Origin of the sequence: Mycolicibacterium houstonense (assembly GCF_900078665.2) — a bacterium.
Taxonomy (GTDB): Bacteria; Actinomycetota; Actinomycetes; order Mycobacteriales; family Mycobacteriaceae; genus Mycobacterium; species Mycobacterium houstonense.
This window is the reverse complement of sequence record NZ_LT546207.1, coordinates 519,834-540,202: the sequence shown is the minus strand read 5'-3', so window position 1 is coordinate 540,202 and position 20,369 is coordinate 519,834. Positions and strand designations below refer to the sequence as shown.

Sequence of the window (20,369 nt, the reverse complement as noted above, 5' to 3'; positions counted from 1 at the left end):
CGGTTAACGTGGTGTCATGGAGGACGCGGTTACCCGGATTCTCGACCACCTTGATCAACAGAATCCGGGCGGCATCGTCGGCGTTTACCTCTACGGATCGAGCGTCAGTTCCGGCCTGAAGCCCGACAGCGACGTCGATCTGCTCGTACTGACGCACCGATCCCTCATCACGGAGGAACGCAGGGCGCTGACCTCGGTGCTACTCGAGGTGTCGGGCTGGCGAGGGCATTCGGAGCGGTTTCCTGATGCCGCGCAGCGACGGCCCGTCGAACTCACGAGTGTCGTCATCGACGACGACCAATCCTGGCGGTATCGGCCCCGCCACGATTTCCAGTACGGCGAGTGGCGGCGGGCAGAACTCGTCGCCGGTCACGTTCCGGAGCCTTCCGACGACATCGATGTCATCATCCTCATGGCCACTGCCCAATCCGCCCACCGGGTGCTGCGCGGCGCCGCGCTCGACAGTGTGGCCCTGCCTGTGCCGCGGGAACTGCTCAGAACCGCCGTGTGCGACACCATCCCCGACGTACTGGACGGCGTCGAAGGCGACGAACGCAATACCCTGCTCACCTTGGCGCGCATGGTTCTGACCGCCGCCGACGGCGAGATCGTCGCCAAAGACGTCGCAGCCGAAACTCTGGCACCGACGTTGGAGCCGGCCGACCGCGAGCTGCTGAACCGTGCCCGCGCCGGCTACCTGGGCACGCTGGCTGACGACTGGACCGGGCTCACGCCCGAGGTGGTCGCGCTGTCCCGAACCCTCGCGGCCCGGGCTCGAAAGTATTGCGCCCACAATGAATCACAGTGATCGGCCGACAGTTCGGGGCCATCGCCGACACACCGACCGCCCTCAGAACAGGACCGGGTGCGCCGGTGCCGCGGTTTCACGTACGGCACCGGCGCGCGCCACGGGCGCTCGCCCAGTCAATCCGTACCGGGCCACCAGAGGTGCCACCCGGGTACGAAGCATGTCGCGGTAATCCGCAGGCAGGTACGCGCCGCGTCGGTACAACCGCTGATATTCACCGACCAGTTCGGGGTGCTCGCGCTGCAGCCAGGACATGAACCAGCCGCGCGTCGTCCCCCGCAGATGCAGCCCGAACACCGTCACGCCGCCGGCGCCTGCCGCCGCGATGCGGCTGAGCAGGTCGTCCAGCTGCTCGGCCGAATCCGTCAGACGCGGCAGCACCGGCGCAACCATCACGTGACACTGCAGCCCGGCATCGCGAATGGCGGCGATCAGACCGAGCCGAGCGTCGGGCGACGGGGTCCCAGGCTCCACCTGGCGGTGCAGCTCCGGATCTCCGACCGCCAGGGACACCGCGACACTCACGTCGACGTGGCGCGAGGCCTCGGCGATCAACGGCAGATCGCGGCGCAGCAGCGTGCCCTTGGTGAGAATGGAGAATGGTGTGCCCGAATCGGCCAGTGCGGCAATGATTCCGGGCATCAGGGCGTAGCGCCCTTCGGCACGTTGATAGGGATCGGTGTTGGTGCCAAGGGCGACCGTCTCACGCGTCCAGGACCGGCGCCGTACCTCACGCGCCAGCACCTCGGCCACGTTGGTCTTCACCACCACCTGGCTGTCGAAATCCGCGCCGCTGTCGAAGTCGAGATACTCATGCGTCGGACGCGCAAAGCAATACCGGCAGGCGTGACTGCACCCGCGATAGCCGTTGACCGTGTACCGGAACGGCAGCATCGAGGCCGCGGGCACCTTGTTCAGCGCCGACTTGCACAGCACCTCATGGAACGTGATGCCCTCGAATTGCGGCGTGCGGACACTGCGGACGAAGCCGAGCCGCTGCAGACCGGGCAGCGCCCCGTCATCGGCACGCACCGCCTGCCCGTCCCACCGCATGCCCATATCGAACAATTGTTCGATGTCGATGTCAAGTAATTTCAGCCGTGTCGGCCCGTCGATGCCGCCCGGGCGCGGTTTCGCGGGAGCGACAGGAGGTGCGCTACAACGGAATTGGTTCCGGCATTCGATCTGGCCGCGCTCAACGCCACCGGGACATGGTTGCCGCGGACGAGCTGCCCAGCCCAGAATGACACTTGGCAAAGTCATTGCCATCCCGGCTATGCAGGCCGAGGCGAAAAGGGGAACTGGAGCGCCGGCGCCGCGGTTTCGGGTACGGCACCGGCGCGCGCCGTAGCGCGAACCCCAGTCGGTGTGCGCCGAAGAGCGGCAGCGGTACCGCGTCGCACGCACACAGTTATCGAACAATAGTTCGAACGATTCGTCAAGCCGTTCCCACCTGGTGAGAACGATCGCCGCGCCGGGCGGGTCGGATCACCACACCCGCGAGCGGGTCAGGTCACCACACCCGCGAGCGGGTCAGATCACCACACCCGCGGGCGGGTCAGATCACCACTGACCGAGCTGGCAGCGCGGGCTGTAGGGGTGGTCGTTCTGAACCGCGACCTGGCCGTCGACGGCGATCTCGCAGTGTGCGTTGGGCTGGGCCCGGCCGCCGTGCGTGGTGCTCGCGACGGTGAAGATGGCCCACTGCGGATCGGCCAGCGTGGTTTCGAACACCCACGGCGCATCGGGACCGACGTTGACCGTTGCCTTCTGCAGGTACTTGTACGCGTCGGCGTTGTAGGCGTCTTTACTCGCCGGCTGCGTCGTCAGGTAGTAGAGGTCGAACTCGTAAGGCGCGCCCGAGGTGAGGGTGTAGCGGACCTGATGGCCCTGCGCCTCCGGTTCCGCATACGACGTTGCGTTGGAGACCGCCATACCCGCGGCCGCCAGAACCAGCGCCGCACCGACCGTGGTTGTCACTTTTCGCATGTTCGTCATATCGACGCAGGCTACCGCTTTGTTACAGCTGCGACTAATGGGCTTCGGAATTCCGATCCAACGGCAGACCAACCCCCGTCTAGCTAGAGGTTAATTTGTTTGTCACACACAGACATTTCTCAGTAACAGCGGCGCTCTAACGTCCCGATTCGACACCCGCACAGTGTGTTCCGCTCTTGCACCGCCACCCGATGGCCATCGGGTGGATACGCGCTGCAATTCAAGGGAAAGGTCGCCCATGCGTCCAGGAAATGCTCGTCGCGCGAGCGCTCATCGGCCCAACCGTATGCCATTGCGCCGGTCAACACTCGCGGCAGGGAGTTTGATCGCCGTTGCCAGTTTGATCCTGGCTGGCTGCGGTAGCCGCGCGAGCGAATCCGACGCAGCAAATGCGGCAACGTGTGTGGACACGTCCGGCCCGAAGATCAAGGTCGGATCACTGAACTCCTTGTCGGGCACGATGGCCATTTCCGAGGTGACGGTGCGCGATGCGATCAAGCTCGCGGTCCAGGAGATCAACGCCGGGGGCGGCGTCCTGGGCAAACAGATCGAGCTGATCGGTGAGGACGGCGCGTCCGAGCCCACGGTATTCGCTGAGAAGGCCGAGAAGCTGATCAGTAGCGACTGCGTGGCCGCGGTGTTCGGCGGCTGGACCTCGTCGAGCCGCAAGGCCATGCTGCCGGTCTTCGAAAGCGCGAACGCCCTGCTGTACTACCCGGTTCAGTACGAGGGGCTGGAGTCGAGCAAGAACATCTTCTACACCGGCGCCACCACCAACCAGCAGATCGTGCCCGCGCTGGACTACCTCAAGGAGAAGGGCGTCAAATCGCTCTACCTCGTGGGCAGCGACTACGTGTTCCCCCAGACGGCCAACCGCATCATCAAGGCCTACGCCAAGGAGAACGGCATCGAGATCAAGGGCGAGGACTACACGCCGCTGGGTTCGACCGACTTCTCCACCATCGTCAACAAGGTCCGTAGCGCCGACGCGGACGCGGTGTTCAACACGCTCAACGGCGACTCCAACGTCGCGTTCTTCCGCGAGTACAAGAACGTCGGCCTGACGCCGCAGCAGATGCCCGTGGTCTCGGTATCGATCGCCGAGGAAGAGGTCGGCGGAATCGGCGTCCAGAACGTCGCCGGCCAGCTGACCGCGTGGAACTACTACGAGACCATCGACACCCCGGTGAACAAGGCGTTCGTCAAGGCCTACAAGGACTTCGTCAAAGATCCCAAGAAGCCCACCTCGGATCCCATGGAGGCGGCCTACACCTCGGTCTACCTGTGGAAGAACACGGTCGAAAAGGCCAAGTCGTTCGACGTCAAGGCGATTCAGGACAACGCGGACGGCGTGAGCTTCGAGGCCCCTGAGGGCAAGGTCACCATCGACGGCGAGAACCACCACATCACCAAGACCGCCCGCATCGGCGAAATCCGGCCCGACGGACTGATTTACACGATCTGGGAGTCCAAGGGGCCGATCGAGCCCGATCCGTACCTGAAGTCCTACCCGTGGGCGGCCGGGCTGTCCAGCTGACGGGAACCAATCACGCATGGACATCCTCATCGGCCAGCTGGCAACAGGGTTGAGCCTCGGCTCGATCCTGTTGCTGGCGGCACTGGGCCTTTCCCTGACCTTCGGCCAGATGGGCGTCATCAACATGGCGCACGGCGAGTTCATCATGGCCGGCTGCTACACCGCATATGTGGTGCAGCAGATCATCACCAATGCCGGTGCCTCCCTGCTGTTCTCCTTGGTCGTCGGGTTCCTCGTCGGCGGCGCCATGGGAGCGCTGCTCGAGGTGACCCTCATCCAGCGGATGTACGGCCGCCCCCTGGACACGCTGCTGGTCACCTTCGGCGTCGGCTTGATCCTGCAACAGGTGGCCCGAGACATCTTCGGCGCACCCGCGGTCAATGTGGTTGCCCCGGAATGGCTCTCGGGCGGCGTGGAAATCCTGGGCGCGGTGGTACCCAAGACCCGCATCTTCATCCTGGTGTTGGCGATCGTGTGCGTGGCGGTGCTCGCCACCGTGCTCAAGACCAGCCCGATGGGGCGGCGGATCCGGGCGGTGGTGCAGAACCGGGATCTGGCCGAGACCAGCGGCATCTCGTCCCGCCGGACCGATATCACCACGTTCTTCATCGGATCCGGGCTGGCGGCGGTGGCCGGGGTGGCATTGACCCTGATCGGCTCCACCAGTCCGACCATCGGTCAGAGCTTCCTGATCGACGCGTTCCTGGTGGTGGTGGTCGGCGGGCTGGGCCAGATCAAGGGCACCGTGATCGCCGCCTTGGCGCTGGGCTTCCTGAACTCGTTCATCGAGTACAGCACCACGGCGTCGCTGGCCAAGGTGATCGTGTTCGTCATCATCGTGATCTTCCTGCAGGTACGCCCACAGGGCTTGTTCACGGTCCGAACCAGGAGCCTGGCATGAGCGCGCTGACACAAGACGTACGCACCCGCCTCGGCCGCTGGCAGACCTGGGCCGGGTTCGGTATCGCGGCGGTGGTGCTGTTCGGGGTCGCGCCTGCCGTGCTGTCGGATTTCCGGCTCAGCCTGCTCGGCAAGTTCCTGTGCTTCGCGATCGTGGCCGCGGGCATCGGATTGGCTTGGGGCCGAGGCGGAATGCTCGTGCTCGGCCAAGGCGTGTTCTTCGGCCTGGGCGGCTACCTGATGGGCATGCACCTCAAGATCGCCGACGCTTCGATCCGCGGACACGACGTTCCCGACTTCATGCAGATCGCCGGTGTCCGTGAGCTGCCGGGCTATTGGGAGCCGTTCGCCTCTCCGGCGTTCACTCTCCTGGCGATCCTGTTGTTCCCGACCGGAATCGCCGCGCTGCTCGGCTTCGGGGTGTTCAAACGCCGGGTGAAGGGCGCCTACTTCGCGATCCTGTCGCAGGCGCTGGCCGCCGCGCTGGCGATCCTGCTCGTCGGCCAGACCAGCCTGGGTGGCAGCAACGGCCTGACCAACTTCCGCACCTTCTTCGGGTTCAACCTCAACGATCCGGCGAACAAACGGATGGTGTACTTCATCGCGGCGGCCACCCTGCTGATCGTGGTGGCGCTGGTGCGCCAGCTGATGTCCAGCCGGTACGGCGAACTACTGGTCGCCGTGCGTGACGGCGAGGAGCGGGTGCGGTTCCTGGGGTACGACCCGGCGAACATCAAGGTGGTGGCCTACACGCTGGCCGCGTTGTTCGCCAGCATCGCCGGCGCCCTGTTCGTGCCGATCGTCGGGTTCATCGCGCCGTCACAAGTCGGGATCGTGCCGTCCATCGCATTCCTGATCGGCGTCGCGATCGGCGGGCGCACCACGCTGCTCGGCCCGGTCCTCGGCGCCATCGGGGTGGCATGGGCGCAAACCCTGTTCTCCGAACGCTTTCCGTCCGGATGGATCTATGCCCAGGGGCTGCTGTTCATCGTCGTGGTCGGGTTCTTCCCCGCCGGACTGGCCGGCCTCGGTGTGCTGTTCAGCAGGTGGCGGCGCAAGAGGTCCACCACTCCGGATCACGTGGCGGCCGAGCCCCAGACGACACCGGACACCGATCCCGACAACGAGAAAGTAGGGGCCGCATCGTGACCGAGGCCGTGACCGAACCCGACCAGAGCCCGGAGCCCGTGGCCGGCGGCAACGCGGGCATGGGTGCGGAGTATCTCGAAGTCCGCGGGCTCACCGTCGATTTCGATGGGTTCAAGGCGGTCAGCGACGTGGATCTGACCCTGTTCCAAGGGGATCTGCGATTCCTGATCGGCCCCAACGGGGCGGGCAAGACGACCGTCATCGACGCCATCACCGGCCTGGTGGCGGCCACGGGCTCGGTGAACAAGTCCGGGGTGGAACTGCTCGGCAAGAAGGTGCACCAGATCGCCCGGCAGGGCGTGGGCCGCACCTTTCAGACCGCGAGCGTGTTCGAGCAATTGACCGTGCTGCAGAACCTCGACATCGCCGCGGGGGCAGGCCGCTCCCCCTGGACCCTGTTGCGCCGACGGCACGGCATCCTGCCGGCCATTGAGGAGGCGCTGGAGACCACCGGCCTGGCGGATCTGGCCGACCAGCCGGCCGGCGTCCTGGCCCACGGCCAGAAGCAATGGCTGGAGATCGGCATGCTGCTGGTGCAGAACGCCGATGTCCTGTTGCTCGACGAGCCGGTCGCCGGGATGAGCCATGAGGAGCGCGAGGAAACCGGAAACCTGTTGCGCCGCATCGGCGGCGCCCGCACCGTGGTGGTGGTCGAGCACGACATGGACTTCATGCGGGCATTCGCCACATCGGTGACGGTGCTGGCGCGCGGTCAGGTGATCGCCGAGGGTTCGGTGGCCGAGGTTCAGGCCAACCCGAAGGTTCAAGAGGTCTATCTCGGCACCGCCGCGGCCGGCGTGGAAGGAATCTCCTGATGCTCGAAATGCTCGACGTCCGCACCGGTTACGGCCGATCGGAGGTGATCCACGGGGCGAGTATCGCAGTGCCGTCCGACGGGGTCGCCGCGGTGATGGGCCACAACGGCGCCGGCAAGACGACACTGCTGCGCGCGGCCGTCGGGCTGCTCAGATGCACTGCGGGCAAGGTGCTTTTCGGCGGTGAGGACATCACCAAGCTGCGCCCGAGCGCACGCGTCGCCCGGGGTTTGGCCTATGTGCCACAGGGCCAGCAGTCGTTCGGCCAGCTGACCACCGCGGAGAACCTCCAGGTGGTCGCCGACGGCCGGCGCAACGGCAAGGCCCTGATCGATGAGCAGCTGGATCTGTTCCCCGCCCTCAAGGAACTGCTCCCCCGGCGCGCCGGCCTGCTCTCCGGCGGCCAACGTCAACAGCTCGCGATCGCCCGCGCCTTGATCACCTCGCCGAAGTGCCTGATCCTCGACGAGCCCACCGAAGGCATCCAGCCGTCGGTGGTGGCCGAGATCGAGGCCGCGATCACGTCGCTGACCGCCCGCGGCGATCTCGGGGTGTTGTTGGTGGAGCAACACATCGGTTTCGCGCTGGAATCCGCCCAGCGCTACTACATCCTGGAGTCCGGCCGGATCACCTCCAGCGGCACCGGTGGCTCGGCCTCCGAGGCCGACGTCCGCGCCGCCATGGCCATCTGATCCCCCCTGCCCCGCGAGCGGGCGGGTCTGCTGCCCAACACGCCGCCGATGGTCGGCATTTCGTGCACGCTCGCGGCGCGCGAGGCGCACACTTCGCCCATGAGCACCGTGGGCGAACCTCGAATCCTCGCCGAGACCGGCGGAGCGGTGGTGGCCGAACAGGGCCCGCTCGTCATCGTCATCGACCGGGCGACCGGGCCCCTGGCGACGACGGCGTTCGTCCTCGGCGTGCTGGCGGTGGTGTTCGGCGGGTTCGGTGCCGTCACTCTCGCCGTCTCCGGCGGCTCCGACATCCCGCCCGTGGTGAGCGCGGTGTTCCTGGCCGTCGGCCTGGCATTCGCGGTCGCCACTGCGGCGGCGGTACGTCGGATCAAGGCCAACGGCAGGCGGCCGCTCACCGGCTACCGGCCGGTGGCGGTGTTCGACCGGGCCAGAGGCGTGTTCACCGACGCCGACGGCGCGGTGGTGGCGCCGCTGTCACAGGTGCGGTTCCAGCGCCGGATGCAACTGGGCTCCAGTTCACCGAAGCTCGTCGCCGGCACACCCAACGGGGACTGGATCCTCAAGCGGGGCAACCCGTTCACCGGAGGCATCGGCGACCTCGACGCCGTGCTGACCGCCGTGGTGCACGGCCGCTGACAAGCGGCCGGGCAGCGACGAGCGTGCGCAGAATGCCGGTGTTCGACGGCGCGGCGGCCGACAGACACGCACGATCGCGGTGCACGAAGCCGCGCTAGGCCAGGCGGGAAAGCACCTCGGCGACAACGGAATCGGCGGGCACGTCGACCTGCTCGCCGGTCGACAGGTCTTTGAGCCCGACCGTCCCGGCCTCGATGTCGCGGTCGCCGGCCACCAGGGCGTACTTGGCACCCGAACGGTCGGCGGCCTTCATCGCGCCCTTGAGCCCGCGGTCACCGTAGGCCAGATCCACCCGGACCCCATCGGCACGCAACCGCGCGGCCAGCTTGGCCAGCTCGAGCTTGGCGGCGTCCCCCAGCGGAACCCCGAACACCTCGACGCCGCCGACCCCGGCCACCGTCTTGCCCTCGGCCTGCAGCGCCAGCAGGGTGCGGTCGACGCCGAGACCGAAGCCGATACCCGAGACGTCCTGGCCGCCGAGCTGGCTCATCAGCCCGTCATAGCGGCCGCCGCCGCCGATGCCGGACTGTGCGCCCAGCCCGTCGTGCACGAACTCGAACGTGGTCTTGGTGTAGTAGTCGAGCCCGCGCACCATCCGCGGGTTGATCACGTACGGCACACCGAGGGCCTCGAGATAGGCCTGCACCGTCTCGAAGTGCTGCTTGGCGCTGTCGGACAGGTGATCGAGCATCAGCGGCGCATCGGCGGTCATCTCCCGCACGTGGGGCCGCTTGTCGTCGAGCACCCGCAGCGGGTTGATCTCGGCGCGACGCCGGGTGTCCTCGTCGAGGTCGAGCTTGAACAGGAAGTCCTGCAGCAGCTCGCGGTAGGCGGGGCGGCAGGTGTCATCGCCCAGCGAGGTGATCTCGAGGCGGAAACCGTCCAGGCCCAGCGAGCGGAACCCGGCGTCGGCGACCGCGATCACCTCGGCGTCGAGCGCGGGGTCGTCGATGCCGATGGCCTCGACGCCGACCTGTTGCAGCTGGCGGTAGCGCCCGGCCTGCGGGCGTTCGTAGCGGAAGAACGGACCCGAGTAGCAGAGCTTGACCGGCAGCGCACCGCGGTCCAGCCGGTGCTGGATCACGGCCCGGATCACCCCGGCGGTGCCCTCGGGGCGCAGCGTCACCGAACGGTCACCACGATCGGCGAAGGTGTACATCTCCTTGGACACCACATCGGTGGACTCACCCACCCCGCGGGCGAACAGCGCGGTGTCCTCGAAGATCGGCAGCTCGATGTCGCCGTACCCGGCGCGGCGCGCCGCGGTCAGCAGACCGTCCCGAACCGCGACGAACTGCGCCGACTCCGGCGGAAGGTAGTCGGGCACGCCCTTGGGCGCCTGGAATGCAGAAGTCACAGAGTTAAACCTTCGAGAAACGGGTTGGTACGGCGTTCGTGCCCGATGGTCGAACTCGGGCCGTGCCCTGGTAATACCACGGTGTCGTCGTCGAGTACCAACAGCTTTGTGACGATCGAGGTGAGCAGGTCACGTCCGCTGCCACCGGGCAGGTCGGTGCGGCCCACCGAGGACCGGAACAGCGTATCTCCCGTGAACACGGTGGCTGCGCTCAATCCCCGGTCGCCCTGCTCCTGCCCGCCGGCCACCCGGAACACCACCGATCCCCTGGTGTGTCCCGGCGTGTGGTCGACGCTCACCGAGACACCCCCGAAATCGAGCGTCTGGCCGTCGCGGTCCAGCTCGATCAGCTGTTTGGGCTCGGAGAACAGCGCGCCGAACGCGAGCTGGGCCAGGCGTGGGCCGAACCCCTTGATCGGGTCGGTCAGCATGAACCGGTCCTCAGGGTGGATGTAGGCCGGGCAGCCGTAGGCGTCGGCCACCTTCTGGGCCGACCAGATGTGATCGACGTGACCGTGGGTCAGCAGCACGGCGGCCGGGGTCAGGCGGTTCTCGTCGAGGATGCGGCGCAACCGGTCCATCGCGCGCTGGCCGGGGTCGACGACGATCGCGTCGGCACCTGGTCGCTCGGCGAGGACATAGCAGTTGCACGCCAGCATCCCGGCCGGAAATCCGGTGATGAGCACGTTGCCAGTTTCCCACGTCGCCGGAGTCGGGCATGGTGCCCCGACCTCGGGCTCCCGCGGGTCGCAAGCCCGACGCGCCGGGCGCCTGGCAGACTCGTCACCGACCCAACCGCACACAAGGAGGACTACCGCGGTGCCGACCAACGAACAACGGCGTGCGACGGCCAAGCGCAAGCTGGAACGTCAGCTGGAGCGTCGCGCCGCCCAGGAACGCAAACGACGCATCTTGACCATCGCGGGCTCCGCGGTAGGCGCCGTCGTCGTCATCGCGGCCGTCGTCGCCACGTTCATGTTCACCAGCAAGGATTCGGGCAGCACCACCGCATCGGCGTCCACCACCACGGCGACGTCGGGCACCGCGGCCCAGCCTGCCGCCGACGGTCAGCTGCCGGCCTTCGTCGCGCCCGCCGACCTCGGCGCCAACTGCCAGTACCCGGCCGCAGGCGCCGCCAGCAAGCCGGTCGAGCCGCCGCACTCCGGCAAGGTCCCCACCGACCCGGCCACCATCAGCGTCAGCATGGTGACCACACAGGGCAACATCGGGCTCCAGCTCGACAACGCCAAGGCGCCCTGCACGGTGAACAGTTTCGCCAGCCTGGCCTCCAAGAACTTCTTCAACGACACCCCGTGCCACCGGCTGACCACGGGCGGCCTGTCGGTGCTGCAGTGCGGTGACCCGACCGGCCAGGGCACTGGCGGCCCCGGCTACCAGTTCGCCAACGAATACCCGACCAACCAGTACCAGCCGGACAACCCGGCGCTGCAGCAGCCGGTGCTCTATCCGCGCGGCACGCTGGCCATGGCCAACGCCGGGCCGAACACGAACGGCAGTCAGTTCTTCCTGGTGTACCAGGACTCGCAGCTGCCGCCGAACTACACCGTCTTCGGCAAGATCGACGACACCGGCCTGGCCACCCTCGACAAGATCGCCGCGGCCGGTGTGGCCGGCGGTGGCGGCGACGGAAAGCCGGCGCTCGACGTCGAGCTGAAGTCCGTCGCGCTGGACTAGTCACCGTTGACTGCCCCGCCTCCGTACGGCGGTTACCAGCCGGACCAGCCCGCCCCCTGGCCGGGTTACCCGGTGGGATATCCGGCCGGCTATCCGCCGTCGGCCCGCACCAACAGCATGGCGGTCGCGGCCCTGGTGTGCTCACTCGTGTTCGCGCCGCTGGGCATCGTGTTCGGGCACATCTCGCTGTCGCAGATCAAACGCAGCGGCGAGGAGGGTCGTGGCCTCGCGATCGCCGGCCTGATCATCGGGTACGTCATGACGGTGGTGACGATCCTGGTGATGGTGGTGTCGGTGTTGTTCGCCGTTTTCATGGTCCGGACGGTCGAGAATCTGCCCCAGCCGGAGCGCGGCACAGCGGCCGCCGGCCCGCCGCTGCCCGAGTTCGTGGCGCCCAAGAACCTCGGCGCCAACTGCCAGTACCCGGCGATCCCCGAACCCGCGGCCCGGCCCGCCACGCCGCCGCGGACCGGAAAGGTACCGACCGAACCCGCCACCGTCAGCGCCGCGATCGCCACCGACCACGGCAACATCGGCCTGGACCTCGCCAACGGCCAGGCGCCGTGCACGGTGAACAACTTCGCCAGCCTGGCCCACCAGGGATTCTTCGACGGCACCACATGTCATCGGCTCGCCACCGGCCACCTGGCGATGCTGCAGTGCGGCGATCCCTCGGGCACCGGAACCGGTGGACCCGGGTACCGCTTCCCCAACGAGTACCCGACCAATCAGTACCGGCTCTCGGACCCGGCCGTGGAAATCCCGGTGATCTATCCGCGCGGCACGGTGGCCATGGCCAACGCCGGGCCGGGTACGAACGGCAGCCAGTTCTTCCTGGTGTACGAGGATTCGCTGCTGCCGCCGACCTACACCGTGTTCGGCACCGTCGACACGAGCGGGCTGGCCATCCTGGACGAGATCGCCGCGGACGGCGTGGCCGATGGGAGCAACGACGGCGAGCCCGCCACGCCGCTGACCATCGCGTCGGTCAGCGTGGACTGAGCCGGGCCTAGGGTTGGCTTTGCCCCAGACGGACAAGGAGACGTGCGGATGATCAACATGCTCACCACCCCGTTCGCCATCGCAGGCGCCGCGGCGCTCGCACTGGCCGCCGCCCCGCAGGCCGCGNGCCCGCCGACGACGCCCTTCCCGGCTATCAACCGGTCGGGCAGCTGTGGGAGGCCGACGCCACCGTCAAGGCGATCAAGGGCTCCGTCACCCCGATCATCTCCAACTTCAACCTCCGCGCCGCCAACGGCCAGACCTACCGGGTCATCTTCACCGTTCCCGCCGCCGAAGGGGTCAACCCGAGCACGCTGACCGAGGGTCAGTCCGCCGAGGGCGAGCTCTATTTCGACGTCACCGGTGCGGCACCGGACAGCGTCGTCTACAACGCCGGGGGCCGAGACCTGTTGATCTGGAAGGGTTCTCCCGCTTCGCAAGACTGACGCGGACGGTCGCGGCGGCGGTCCCTACGCCGCACTGGTGACGCGGTAGACGTCGTAGACGCCTTCCACGTTGCGCACCACGCTGAGCAGGTGGCCGAGATGCTTGGGATCGCCCATCTCGAAGGTGAAACGGCTGATCGCCACCCGGTCGTTGGACGTCGTCACCGAGGCCGACAAGATGTTCACCTTCTCGTCGGCCAGTACCCGGGTCACGTCGGAGAGCAGGCGGTGCCGGTCCAGGGCCTCGACCTGGATGGCCACCAGGAACACCGAGGACGGTGACGGCGCCCAGTTGACCTCGATGATGCGTTCCGACTGTTGTTGCAGCGACGCGGCATTGGTGCAGTCGGTGCGGTGCACACTGACGCCGCCACCGCGGGTCACGAAGCCCATGATGGTGTCACCGGGTACCGGGGTGCAGCACTTGGCCAGTTTGGTGAGCGTTCCCGGCGCGCCCGGCACCGCGACACCGGTGTCGTCGGTGCTGCGCTGGCGCACCGGCATGGTGGCCGGGGTGGACCGCTCGGCGAGCTCGTCCTCGGCCGCNTCGCCCGTGTCGCCGCTCATGTGGACAGCTTCCAGCGGTCCATGTTCCAGCCTGCGCCCCACCGGGTCGGGTTTCCGCTCACGGCATACATCTTGGTCGACGTCAGGACCGTGCGCTGCTGGCGGTACAGCGGCAGGGTGGGCATGTCGGCCCACAGGATCGGCGCGCCCTCCCCCACCAGGCGGGCCAGTTCCTTCGGATCGGTGGTGACGGCCAGCGCGTCGACGATGCCGTCGATCCGCTCGTTGGCATACGCGGGCAGGTTGTTGCCGTTGCCGGAGTGGAACGCGTACGCGTCGATCGCCGACGAGCCCGACGAACCGCTGCCCGCGGCTCCGCCGGTGCTGGCCAGCAGGGCGTCGAACTCGTTGTTGCGCAACGCGACCGGGCCGGCCGTGGCCGATCCGGCGTCCTGGACCGTCACGNCACATCGGTGTAGCGCAACTCACGGGCAAGCGATGCCATGGAGTCGGCATTGATCAAGCGCTGCAACGGAAGTCCGCCGCGGCGGACCTCGCGGGCGATGGCGTCCTTACCGGATTCCAGGGCCTCTTCGCGGCGCTCCTTGGCGAACCACTGCCGAATCTTGGCCTTGGCCCGGGGCGACACCACGAAGGTCTGCCAATCGCGCGACGGCCCGGCGTTGGGGGCCTTCGAGGTGAACACCTCGACGACCTCACCGTTTTCCAGCTTGCGCTCCAGGGCGACCAACCTGCCGTTGACCCGCGCCCCGATACAGCGGTGCCCCACCTCGGTGTGCACGGCGTAGGCGAAGTCGACCGGGGTCGACCCGGTGGGCAGGTTGATCACGTCGCCCTTGGGGGTGAAGACGAAGATCTCCTTGACCGCAAGGTCGTAACGCAACGACTCGAGGAACTCGCCGGGGTCGGCGGCCTCCCGCTGCCAATCCAGGAGCTGACGCATCCATGCCATGTCATCGATCTCGGTGGCGGCATGGCTCTGCGGAACTCCGTTGCGGCCCTTGGCTTCCTTGTAGCGCCAGTGCGCCGCGATGCCGTATTCGGCGGTGCGGTGCATGTCGCGGGTGCGGATCTGCACCTCCAGGGGCTTGCCCTCCGGGCCCACCACGGTGGTGTGCAGCGACTGGTAGACGCCGTAGCGCGGCTGGGCGATGTAGTCCTTGAACCGGCCGGCCATCGGCTGCCACAGCGAATGCACGACGCCGACGGCCGCATAGCAATCGCGGATCTCGTCGCACAGGATGCGCACGCCGACCAGATCGTGGATGTCGTCGAAGTCGCGGCCCTTGACGATCATCTTCTGGTAGATCGACCAGTAGTGCTTGGGCCTGCCCTCGACCACGGCGTTGATCTTCATGGCGCTCAGCGCCACCCCGATCTCGGCACGCACCTTGGCCAGGTAGGTGTCGCGCGACGGCGCCCGGTCGGCGACCAGGCGCACGATCTCCTCGTACTTCTTCGGATGCAGGATCGCGAACGACAGGTCTTCCAGCTCCCACTTGACCGTCGCCATGCCGAGCCGATGCGCCAGTGGCGCAATCACTTCCAGCGTCTCGCGGGCCTTGCGGGCCTGCTTCTCGGGCGGCAGGAACCGCATGGTGCGCATGTTGTGCAGCCGGTCGGCGACCTTGATCACCAGCACCCGCGGGTCGCGGGCCATGGCGATGATCATCTTGCGGATCGTCTCGCCCTCGGCGGCCGAACCGAGCACCACCTTGTCCAGCTTGGTGACGCCGTCGACCAGGTGCCCGACCTCGGCGCCGAACTCGGCGGTCAGCGCCTCCAGGGTGTAGCCGGTGTCCTCGACGGTGTCGTGCAGGAGGGCGGCCACCAGCGTGGTGGTGTCCATACCCAACTCGGCCAGGATGTTGGCCACCGCGAGCGGGTGGGTGATGTAGGGATCACCCGACTTGCGCAGCTGATCGGCGTGCCGCTGCTCGGCGACGTCGTAGGCCCGCTGCAGCAACTGCAGGTCGGCCTTGGGGTAGATCTCCCGGTGGACCGCGACGAGCGGCTCCAGGACCGGGTTGACCGCGCTGCGCTGCGAGGTCATCCGGCGGGCCAACCGGGCCCGTACCCGGCGCGACGCGCTGGTCTTGGTGGTATCGGGCAGCTTGGTCGTATCCGGAAGCTTGGCGGTGTCGACGGCCTTCGCGGTCTCGGAAGGCTTGGCGGCCTCGGGCGCGGCGCCCGGCGGCTTCGGAGGCAACTGCACCGCCTGGCCCGCGCCTGTGTCCGTACCCGATTCGCCGGCCATCGTCACCTCCTGCGGTTCACTCAGATTTCGAGGATATCCCTCACACCGTGTGCAGGCTGCTGACCCTCAGTGGCGCCACGGCGGCCCGGCCCTCCAGGGCCGTCAGTTCCAGCACGACGGCCGCGCTCAGCACGTTGGCACCGCAGGCCTTCAACAGCCGCGCCGCGGCGCCCAGAGTTCCGCCGGTGGCGAGGACATCGTCGATGATCACAACGTTGCGGCCGGCGATATCAATCCCGTCGGACGGGATCTCCAGCGTCGCGGTGCCGTACTCCAGCTGATACGTCACGCTGTGCACCGGCGGCGGCAATTTCCCGCCCTTGCGCACCGCCAGCACACCGGTACCGAGCCGGGTCGCCACCGCCGCACCCAGCAGGAAGCCCCGGGCATCCAGGCCGGCGACCAGATCGGCATCGGCCGCGGTGGCGGCCAGCGCGTCGGTCACCGCGGCCAGCCCGTCGGCGTCGGCCAGCAACGGCGTCAGGTCTTTGAACTGCACCCCTGGCTCGGGAAAGTCGGGGACCTCCCGGATCAGGGATTTGACCAGCCGGGAGATCTCTGCGGCGCCGGCCTCGCCCGTGTCGCCGCTCATGTGGACAGCTTCCAGCGGTCCATGTTCCAGCCTGCGCCCCACCGGGTCGGGTTTCCGCTCACGGCATACATCTTGGTCGACGTCAGGACCGTGCGCTGCTGGCGGTACAGCGGCAGGGTGGGCATGTCGGCCCACAGGATCGGCGCGCCCTCCCCCACCAGGCGGGCCAGTTCCTTCGGATCGGTGGTGACGGCCAGCGCGTCGACGATGCCGTCGATCCGCTCGTTGGCATACGCGGGCAGGTTGTTGCCGTTGCCGGAGTGGAACGCGTACGCGTCGATCGCCGACGAGCCCGACGAACCGCTGCCCGCGGCTCCGCCGGTGCTGGCCAGCAGGGCGTCGAACTCGTTGTTGCGCAACGCGACCGGGCCGGCCGTGGCCGATCCGGCGTCCTGGACCGTCACGCCGGCCGCGGCGCACGACTTCGCGATCGCGCCGACGGTGGCGGCCAGCCTGGCGTTGGGCGTCTGGTAGCCGATGCGCACGGTCAGTGGCTTGTTGTTCAGCGCGGCGCGGGCGGCATTGGGGTTCGCCACGCCGAACTGCCCTGCGTCACCGCCGTTCTCGGCCGCACTGAAGGCATCGTCGGCGACCGGACTGAGCCGGGAATTGACGATCGGGGTCGCCGCATTGCGCGCGATCACGTCACGCGGGGTGCACAGTGCCACGGCGCGGCGAGCCGGCGGGGCGGCCAGCGGACCGCCCGGCGCGAAGATCAACTGTTCGATGCCGGCCGACGGGCTCTCCATGCTGACGTAGTCGTCGGGCAGGTTGAGCAGGCCCGACGATCCCGACTCGATGTCGACGACGTCGAAGGCCCCCTCGTTGACCCGTTCCTGGATGTCGGCGCCACGGGGCCACACCGCGATCCGGTTGGTGATGGGCGGGGTGCCCCACCACTTGTCGTTGGCGACGAGCACCACCACGCCGTCGTCGGACACCGAGTCGATCTTGTAGGGCCCCGAGGACGGGAAGCGTTTGAGGTCCAGGTCGGGCTTGAGGTCCCAGACCGTGTTCCACGCCTTGGCGATACGGTCGATGGTGGGTTGGTCGGCGGTCTGCAGGGCGGTCGTGACGCCGCCGTCGCCGAGGCCGAGCTCGTCGGCGATCACGTGTGCGGGCATCAGCGCGGTCGCCGCGAACAGGTGGCCGTAGTCGATGAATCCGCGGTCCTGGGCGAACGACACCCTGGCCCGTTTCTGGCCGGGCGCACAATCCACCGTGCCGATATCGCGATACCCCGCACGGCTGGCGGCGTCGAACCCGGGGAACCGGCCGGACTGCGCACCCCAGGCCAGCACCAGGTCGTCACAGGTGACCGGTTTGCCGTCGGAGTAGACCGCCTTGTCGCTGATCACGTAGTCGAGTACCAGCGGGGCGCGCCCCACGACCGACACCGAGCCGAAGTCGTTGTCCGCGACCACCTGTCCTTCCGGACCGTGATAGGCGAACCCGGTCAGCGCCCGGGCGAACGCCTGCGGCCCGGCGGACGCGGCACCGGCCACGGTGTTGGTGTTGTAGGTGGTCAGTGTGCCGTCGACGGCGTAGTCGATCTCGTCGGCCGCACTGTCAGAGCATGCCGACAGCCCCATTCCGGCGACCACGGACAGCGCCGCCGCTGTCACCGCTGTCCGTGCCCGGGCGAAGGCCCGCCACTGAACCATCCGCGTTTACCGCCGGGTGTTCCGCTTGCCCGACGNTGTGCTTGCGCACCAACTCGGTGCGCTCGCGCAGCGAGACCAGCAGCGGGGTGGCGAAGAAGATCGACGAGTACGCGCCGGTGAAGACGCCCACCAACTGCACCAGGGCCAGGTCCTTGAGCGTGCCCACGCCCAGCAGCCACACCGCGATCACCATCAGCGCGATGATCGGCAGCACCGAGATCACGCTCGTGTTGATCGACCGCATGAACGTCTGGTTCACCGCGAGGTTCGCCTGTTCGGCGAAGGTGCGTCTGGTGGTGTGCTCGAAGCCGTTCGTGTTCTCCTCGACCTTGTCGAACACGATGACGGTGTCGTAGATCGAGAAACCCAGAATGGTGAGCAGGCCGATCACCGTCGCCGGTGTCACCTCCCAGCCAACCAGCGAGTAGATGCCCGCCGTGCTGATGACGGTGAAGAACATGGCCGTCAGCGCGGCGATCGCCATGTAGCGCTCGTAGCGCCAGGCGATGTAGATCGCGGCCAGCACCAGGAACGCCACCAGCGCGATCAGCATCTTCTGCGTGATCTGGCCGCCCCAGGTCTCCGACACCGCCGAATCGCTGATCGCCTGCTTGCTGGGCTGTCCGTCACTGCCCTTCGGCTGGAAAGCGTCGAACAACGCGGTCCGCAGCTTCTCGGTTTCCTCGTTCGTCAGCGTCTCGGAGCGGACCTGCACCGTGGCCGATTCACCGCTTCCGACCATGACCACCGAGTCGGGCGCGCGACCCAACGCATCGCTGTACACGTCCTCGACCTGCTGCACGGAAACGACGCCGTGGGCCCCCTGGGCCGGCATCGACACCTTGGTGCCGCCCTCGAAGTCGATGCCGAACGTGAAGCCCCGCAGCACGATGCTGACCACGGCCACCGCGAAGATGACACCGCTGACCGTGTACCAGAGCTTGCGGCGTCCGATGACCTCGAACGCACCGGTTCCGGTGTAGAGGCGGACGAAGAACCCGTGCTTGGGCAGGTTCGTGCCCGCCGCGGACGCCGACTCGATGGCGTCCGCCTCGACGGCGGTCGATTCTGTCTGTTCTGTGTTCTCAGCGGCCATGTCGCTATCCCCGTCCCGCGGTCGCATGTGCGGTTTCCCGGCGTTCCCGCGCGATCTGCTGCACGGCTCCCAATCCGTTCAATGCCGGCTTGGCCATCATCGGGGACTTGGACGCCAGGTACACCAGCGGCCAGGTCACCAGGAACACCACCACAAGATCGAGGATGGTGGTCAGGCCCGTGGTGAAGGCGAAGCCCTTGACCTGGCCGATCGCCAGGAAGTAGAGCACCGCGGCGGCCAGGAACGTCACGGCGTTGCCGGACACGATCGTCTTGCGGGCCCTGGCCCAGCCTCGCGGTACCGCGGACCGGAACGTGCGACCCTCACGGATCTCGTCCTTGATGCGTTCGAAGAACACCACGAAGGAGTCCGCGGTGGTGCCGATACCGATGATCAGACCGGCGATGCCGGCCAAGTCAAGGGTGTAGCCGATGTGTCTGCCGAGCAGCACGAGGATCGCGTAGACCGCGGCGCCGGCGGCGATCAGCGACAACGCCACCAACAGGCCGAGCACGCGGTAGTACACCAGCGAGTAGATCAGCACCGCGGCAAGGCCGATGGCGCCCGCGATCAGACCCGCCTTCAGCGAAGACAGGCCCAGCGTGGCCGAAACCGTCTCGGCCTCAGACGATTCGAACGACAGCGGCAACGAGCCGTACCGCAGCACGTTGGCCAGCTCCTTGGCCGTGTCGGCATTGAACTGCCCGGTGATCTGGGTGTTGCCGCCCGGGATGGGCTCCCGGATCTCGGGTGCGCTCACCACCTGCGAATCGAGCGTGAACGCCGTCTGGGTGCCCACGTTGGCCGCGGTGAAATCGGCCCAGGTCTTGGCTCCCCCGCTCTTGAAGGTCACGTCCACGACGTACTGACCCTGCTGCTGGTTCAGGCCGGAGGTGGCGTCGGCGATCTCCTCGCCGCTCATGATCGACTTGCTCAGCAGGTACACCGTCTGTCCGTCGGTGGAGCAGGTGATCAGCGGCAGGTTCGGATCGTCATTGCCGGCGAGCACGTCGTCCTCGCCGCACCGGGTCGCCTGGTACTGCAGCGCCAGGATCTGGATCGACGGGTTGGTGCTCTGCCGCAGCTCCTTCTCGTCGGCGATGCGCTGGGCCAGGGCGGCCTTCTTGTCGCCGGGCGCAGGCGGTGCGGGGGCCGGGGTCGGCGCCGGGGCACCAGGTGCCGGCGCACCCGGGG

General features: G+C 67.7%; 17 protein-coding genes and 4 pseudogenes. 10 read left to right on the top strand and 11 right to left on the bottom strand.

What is annotated here, in order from left to right; genetic code table 11:
* Positions 1-16: 16 nt before the first annotated feature.
* Positions 17-808, top strand: coding sequence for an aminoglycoside adenylyltransferase domain-containing protein (locus BN4332_RS02850; protein ID WP_066897086.1), 792 nt, complete (start codon positions 17-19; stop codon positions 806-808).
* A gap of 42 nt (positions 809-850) precedes the next feature.
* On the opposite strand, the gene BN4332_RS02845 is transcribed toward BN4332_RS02850, so the two are convergent.
* Positions 851-1,861, bottom strand: coding sequence for an Rv2578c family radical SAM protein (locus BN4332_RS02845; protein WP_066897130.1), 1,011 nt, complete (start codon positions 1,859-1,861; stop codon positions 851-853).
* Positions 1,862-2,371: 510 nt separating this feature from the next.
* A complete protein-coding gene (locus tag BN4332_RS02840) occupies positions 2,372-2,797 on the bottom strand; it encodes an Rv2576c family protein (protein WP_235654231.1) in 426 nt (141 codons plus the stop codon).
* 295 nt (positions 2,798-3,092) lie between these two features.
* On the opposite strand from BN4332_RS02840, the gene urtA reads away from it, so the two are divergent.
* From urtA to BN4332_RS33630, 6 genes are all read left to right on the top strand, one after another.
* The gene (gene urtA, locus BN4332_RS02835) at positions 3,093-4,343 is read left to right on the top strand and encodes an urea ABC transporter substrate-binding protein (protein WP_066897084.1); all 1,251 of its coding nucleotides are present in this window, start codon (positions 3,093-3,095) and stop codon (positions 4,341-4,343) included.
* 16 nt (positions 4,344-4,359) lie between these two features.
* Positions 4,360-5,244 (top strand): urea ABC transporter permease subunit UrtB, encoded by an 885-nt coding sequence (gene urtB / locus BN4332_RS02830; RefSeq protein WP_066897083.1) that lies wholly within the window; start codon positions 4,360-4,362, stop codon positions 5,242-5,244.
* Positions 5,241-6,392, top strand: coding sequence for an urea ABC transporter permease subunit UrtC (urtC, locus tag BN4332_RS02825; RefSeq protein ID WP_066897082.1), 1,152 nt, complete (start codon positions 5,241-5,243; stop codon positions 6,390-6,392). Before urtB ends, urtC begins: the two co-directional genes overlap by 4 nt.
* 59 nt (positions 6,393-6,451) lie before the next feature.
* A complete protein-coding gene (gene urtD, locus BN4332_RS02820; RefSeq protein WP_096867017.1) occupies positions 6,452-7,207 on the top strand; it encodes an urea ABC transporter ATP-binding protein UrtD in 756 nt (251 codons plus the stop codon).
* On the top strand, positions 7,207-7,899 hold the full coding sequence (gene urtE, locus BN4332_RS02815) for an urea ABC transporter ATP-binding subunit UrtE (RefSeq protein WP_066897081.1): 693 nt from the start codon (positions 7,207-7,209) through the stop codon (positions 7,897-7,899). Before urtD ends, urtE begins: the two co-directional genes overlap by 1 nt.
* Positions 7,900-7,998: 99 nt before the next feature.
* The gene (locus BN4332_RS33630) at positions 7,999-8,538 is read left to right on the top strand and encodes a hypothetical protein (protein ID WP_200820251.1); all 540 of its coding nucleotides are present in this window, start codon (positions 7,999-8,001) and stop codon (positions 8,536-8,538) included.
* Positions 8,539-8,632: 94 nt separating this feature from the next.
* Here BN4332_RS33630 and hisS read toward each other — a convergent pair whose 3' ends face one another.
* A complete protein-coding gene (gene hisS, locus BN4332_RS02805) occupies positions 8,633-9,895 on the bottom strand; it encodes a histidine--tRNA ligase (protein WP_066897080.1) in 1,263 nt (420 codons plus the stop codon).
* Positions 9,892-10,581: an MBL fold metallo-hydrolase gene (locus tag BN4332_RS02800; protein WP_066897079.1), complete on the bottom strand. Its 690-nt coding sequence runs from the start codon at positions 10,579-10,581 to the stop codon at positions 9,892-9,894. The genes hisS and BN4332_RS02800 overlap by 4 nt, the downstream gene beginning before the upstream one ends.
* Positions 10,582-10,714: 133 nt before the next feature.
* Between BN4332_RS02800 and BN4332_RS02795 the strand changes: the two genes are divergently transcribed.
* The 3 genes and pseudogenes from BN4332_RS02795 to BN4332_RS02785 all read left to right on the top strand — a co-directional run.
* On the top strand, positions 10,715-11,590 hold the full coding sequence (locus tag BN4332_RS02795; protein WP_066897078.1) for a peptidylprolyl isomerase: 876 nt from the start codon (positions 10,715-10,717) through the stop codon (positions 11,588-11,590).
* Positions 11,591-11,596: 6 nt separating this feature from the next.
* Positions 11,597-12,592: a peptidylprolyl isomerase gene (locus tag BN4332_RS02790; RefSeq protein WP_066897077.1), complete on the top strand. Its 996-nt coding sequence runs from the start codon at positions 11,597-11,599 to the stop codon at positions 12,590-12,592.
* A gap of 140 nt (positions 12,593-12,732) precedes the next feature.
* A pseudogene (locus tag BN4332_RS02785) lies at positions 12,733-13,038 on the top strand (MPT63 family protein); the annotation flags it as partial.
* A gap of 24 nt (positions 13,039-13,062) precedes the next feature.
* Here BN4332_RS02785 and BN4332_RS02780 read toward each other — a convergent pair.
* From BN4332_RS02780 to secD, 7 genes and pseudogenes are all read right to left on the bottom strand, one after another.
* A pseudogene (locus BN4332_RS02780) lies at positions 13,063-13,584 on the bottom strand (ACT domain-containing protein); the annotation flags it as partial.
* 17 nt (positions 13,585-13,601) lie between these two features.
* Positions 13,602-14,009: pseudogene (locus BN4332_RS02775) on the bottom strand (ABC transporter substrate-binding protein); the annotation flags it as partial.
* Positions 14,010-14,011: 2 nt separating this feature from the next.
* Positions 14,012-15,823: pseudogene (locus BN4332_RS02770) on the bottom strand (RelA/SpoT family protein); the annotation flags it as partial.
* Between the two features lie 40 nt (positions 15,824-15,863).
* Positions 15,864-16,415: an adenine phosphoribosyltransferase gene (locus BN4332_RS02765; protein ID WP_066897074.1), complete on the bottom strand. Its 552-nt coding sequence runs from the start codon at positions 16,413-16,415 to the stop codon at positions 15,864-15,866.
* Positions 16,412-18,079: an ABC transporter substrate-binding protein gene (locus BN4332_RS02760; RefSeq protein ID WP_066897073.1), complete on the bottom strand. Its 1,668-nt coding sequence runs from the start codon at positions 18,077-18,079 to the stop codon at positions 16,412-16,414. Before BN4332_RS02760 ends, BN4332_RS02765 begins: the two co-directional genes overlap by 4 nt.
* A complete protein-coding gene (gene secF, locus BN4332_RS02755) occupies positions 17,985-19,175 on the bottom strand; it encodes a protein translocase subunit SecF (protein ID WP_084459150.1) in 1,191 nt (396 codons plus the stop codon). Before secF ends, BN4332_RS02760 begins: the two co-directional genes overlap by 95 nt.
* Before the next feature lie 4 nt (positions 19,176-19,179).
* Positions 19,180-20,369, bottom strand: a 1,190-nt coding sequence (gene secD / locus BN4332_RS02750) for a protein translocase subunit SecD (RefSeq protein WP_096866816.1), incomplete at its 5' end; no start/stop codon positions are given.

Excerpts from the sequence above, each read along its gene's own strand:
- BN4332_RS02850 (WP_066897086.1), top strand. The coding sequence starts at position 17 with ATGGAGGACGCGGTTACCCGGATTCTCGACCACCTTGATCAACAGAAT.
- BN4332_RS02845 (WP_066897130.1), bottom strand. The coding sequence starts at position 1,861 with ATGCGGTGGGACGGGCAGGCGGTGCGTGCCGATGACGGGGCGCTGCCC.
- BN4332_RS02840 (WP_235654231.1), bottom strand. The coding sequence starts at position 2,797 with ATGCGAAAAGTGACAACCACGGTCGGTGCGGCGCTGGTTCTGGCGGCC.
- urtA (WP_066897084.1), top strand. The coding sequence starts at position 3,093 with ATGCCATTGCGCCGGTCAACACTCGCGGCAGGGAGTTTGATCGCCGTT.
- urtB (WP_066897083.1), top strand. The coding sequence starts at position 4,360 with ATGGACATCCTCATCGGCCAGCTGGCAACAGGGTTGAGCCTCGGCTCG.
- urtC (WP_066897082.1), top strand. The coding sequence starts at position 5,241 with ATGAGCGCGCTGACACAAGACGTACGCACCCGCCTCGGCCGCTGGCAG.
- urtD (WP_096867017.1), top strand. The coding sequence starts at position 6,452 with ATGGGTGCGGAGTATCTCGAAGTCCGCGGGCTCACCGTCGATTTCGAT.
- urtE (WP_066897081.1), top strand. The coding sequence starts at position 7,207 with ATGCTCGAAATGCTCGACGTCCGCACCGGTTACGGCCGATCGGAGGTG.
- BN4332_RS33630 (WP_200820251.1), top strand. The coding sequence starts at position 7,999 with ATGAGCACCGTGGGCGAACCTCGAATCCTCGCCGAGACCGGCGGAGCG.
- BN4332_RS02765 (WP_066897074.1), bottom strand. The coding sequence starts at position 16,415 with ATGAGCGGCGACACGGGCGAGGCCGGCGCCGCAGAGATCTCCCGGCTG.
- BN4332_RS02760 (WP_066897073.1), bottom strand. The coding sequence starts at position 18,079 with ATGGTTCAGTGGCGGGCCTTCGCCCGGGCACGGACAGCGGTGACAGCG.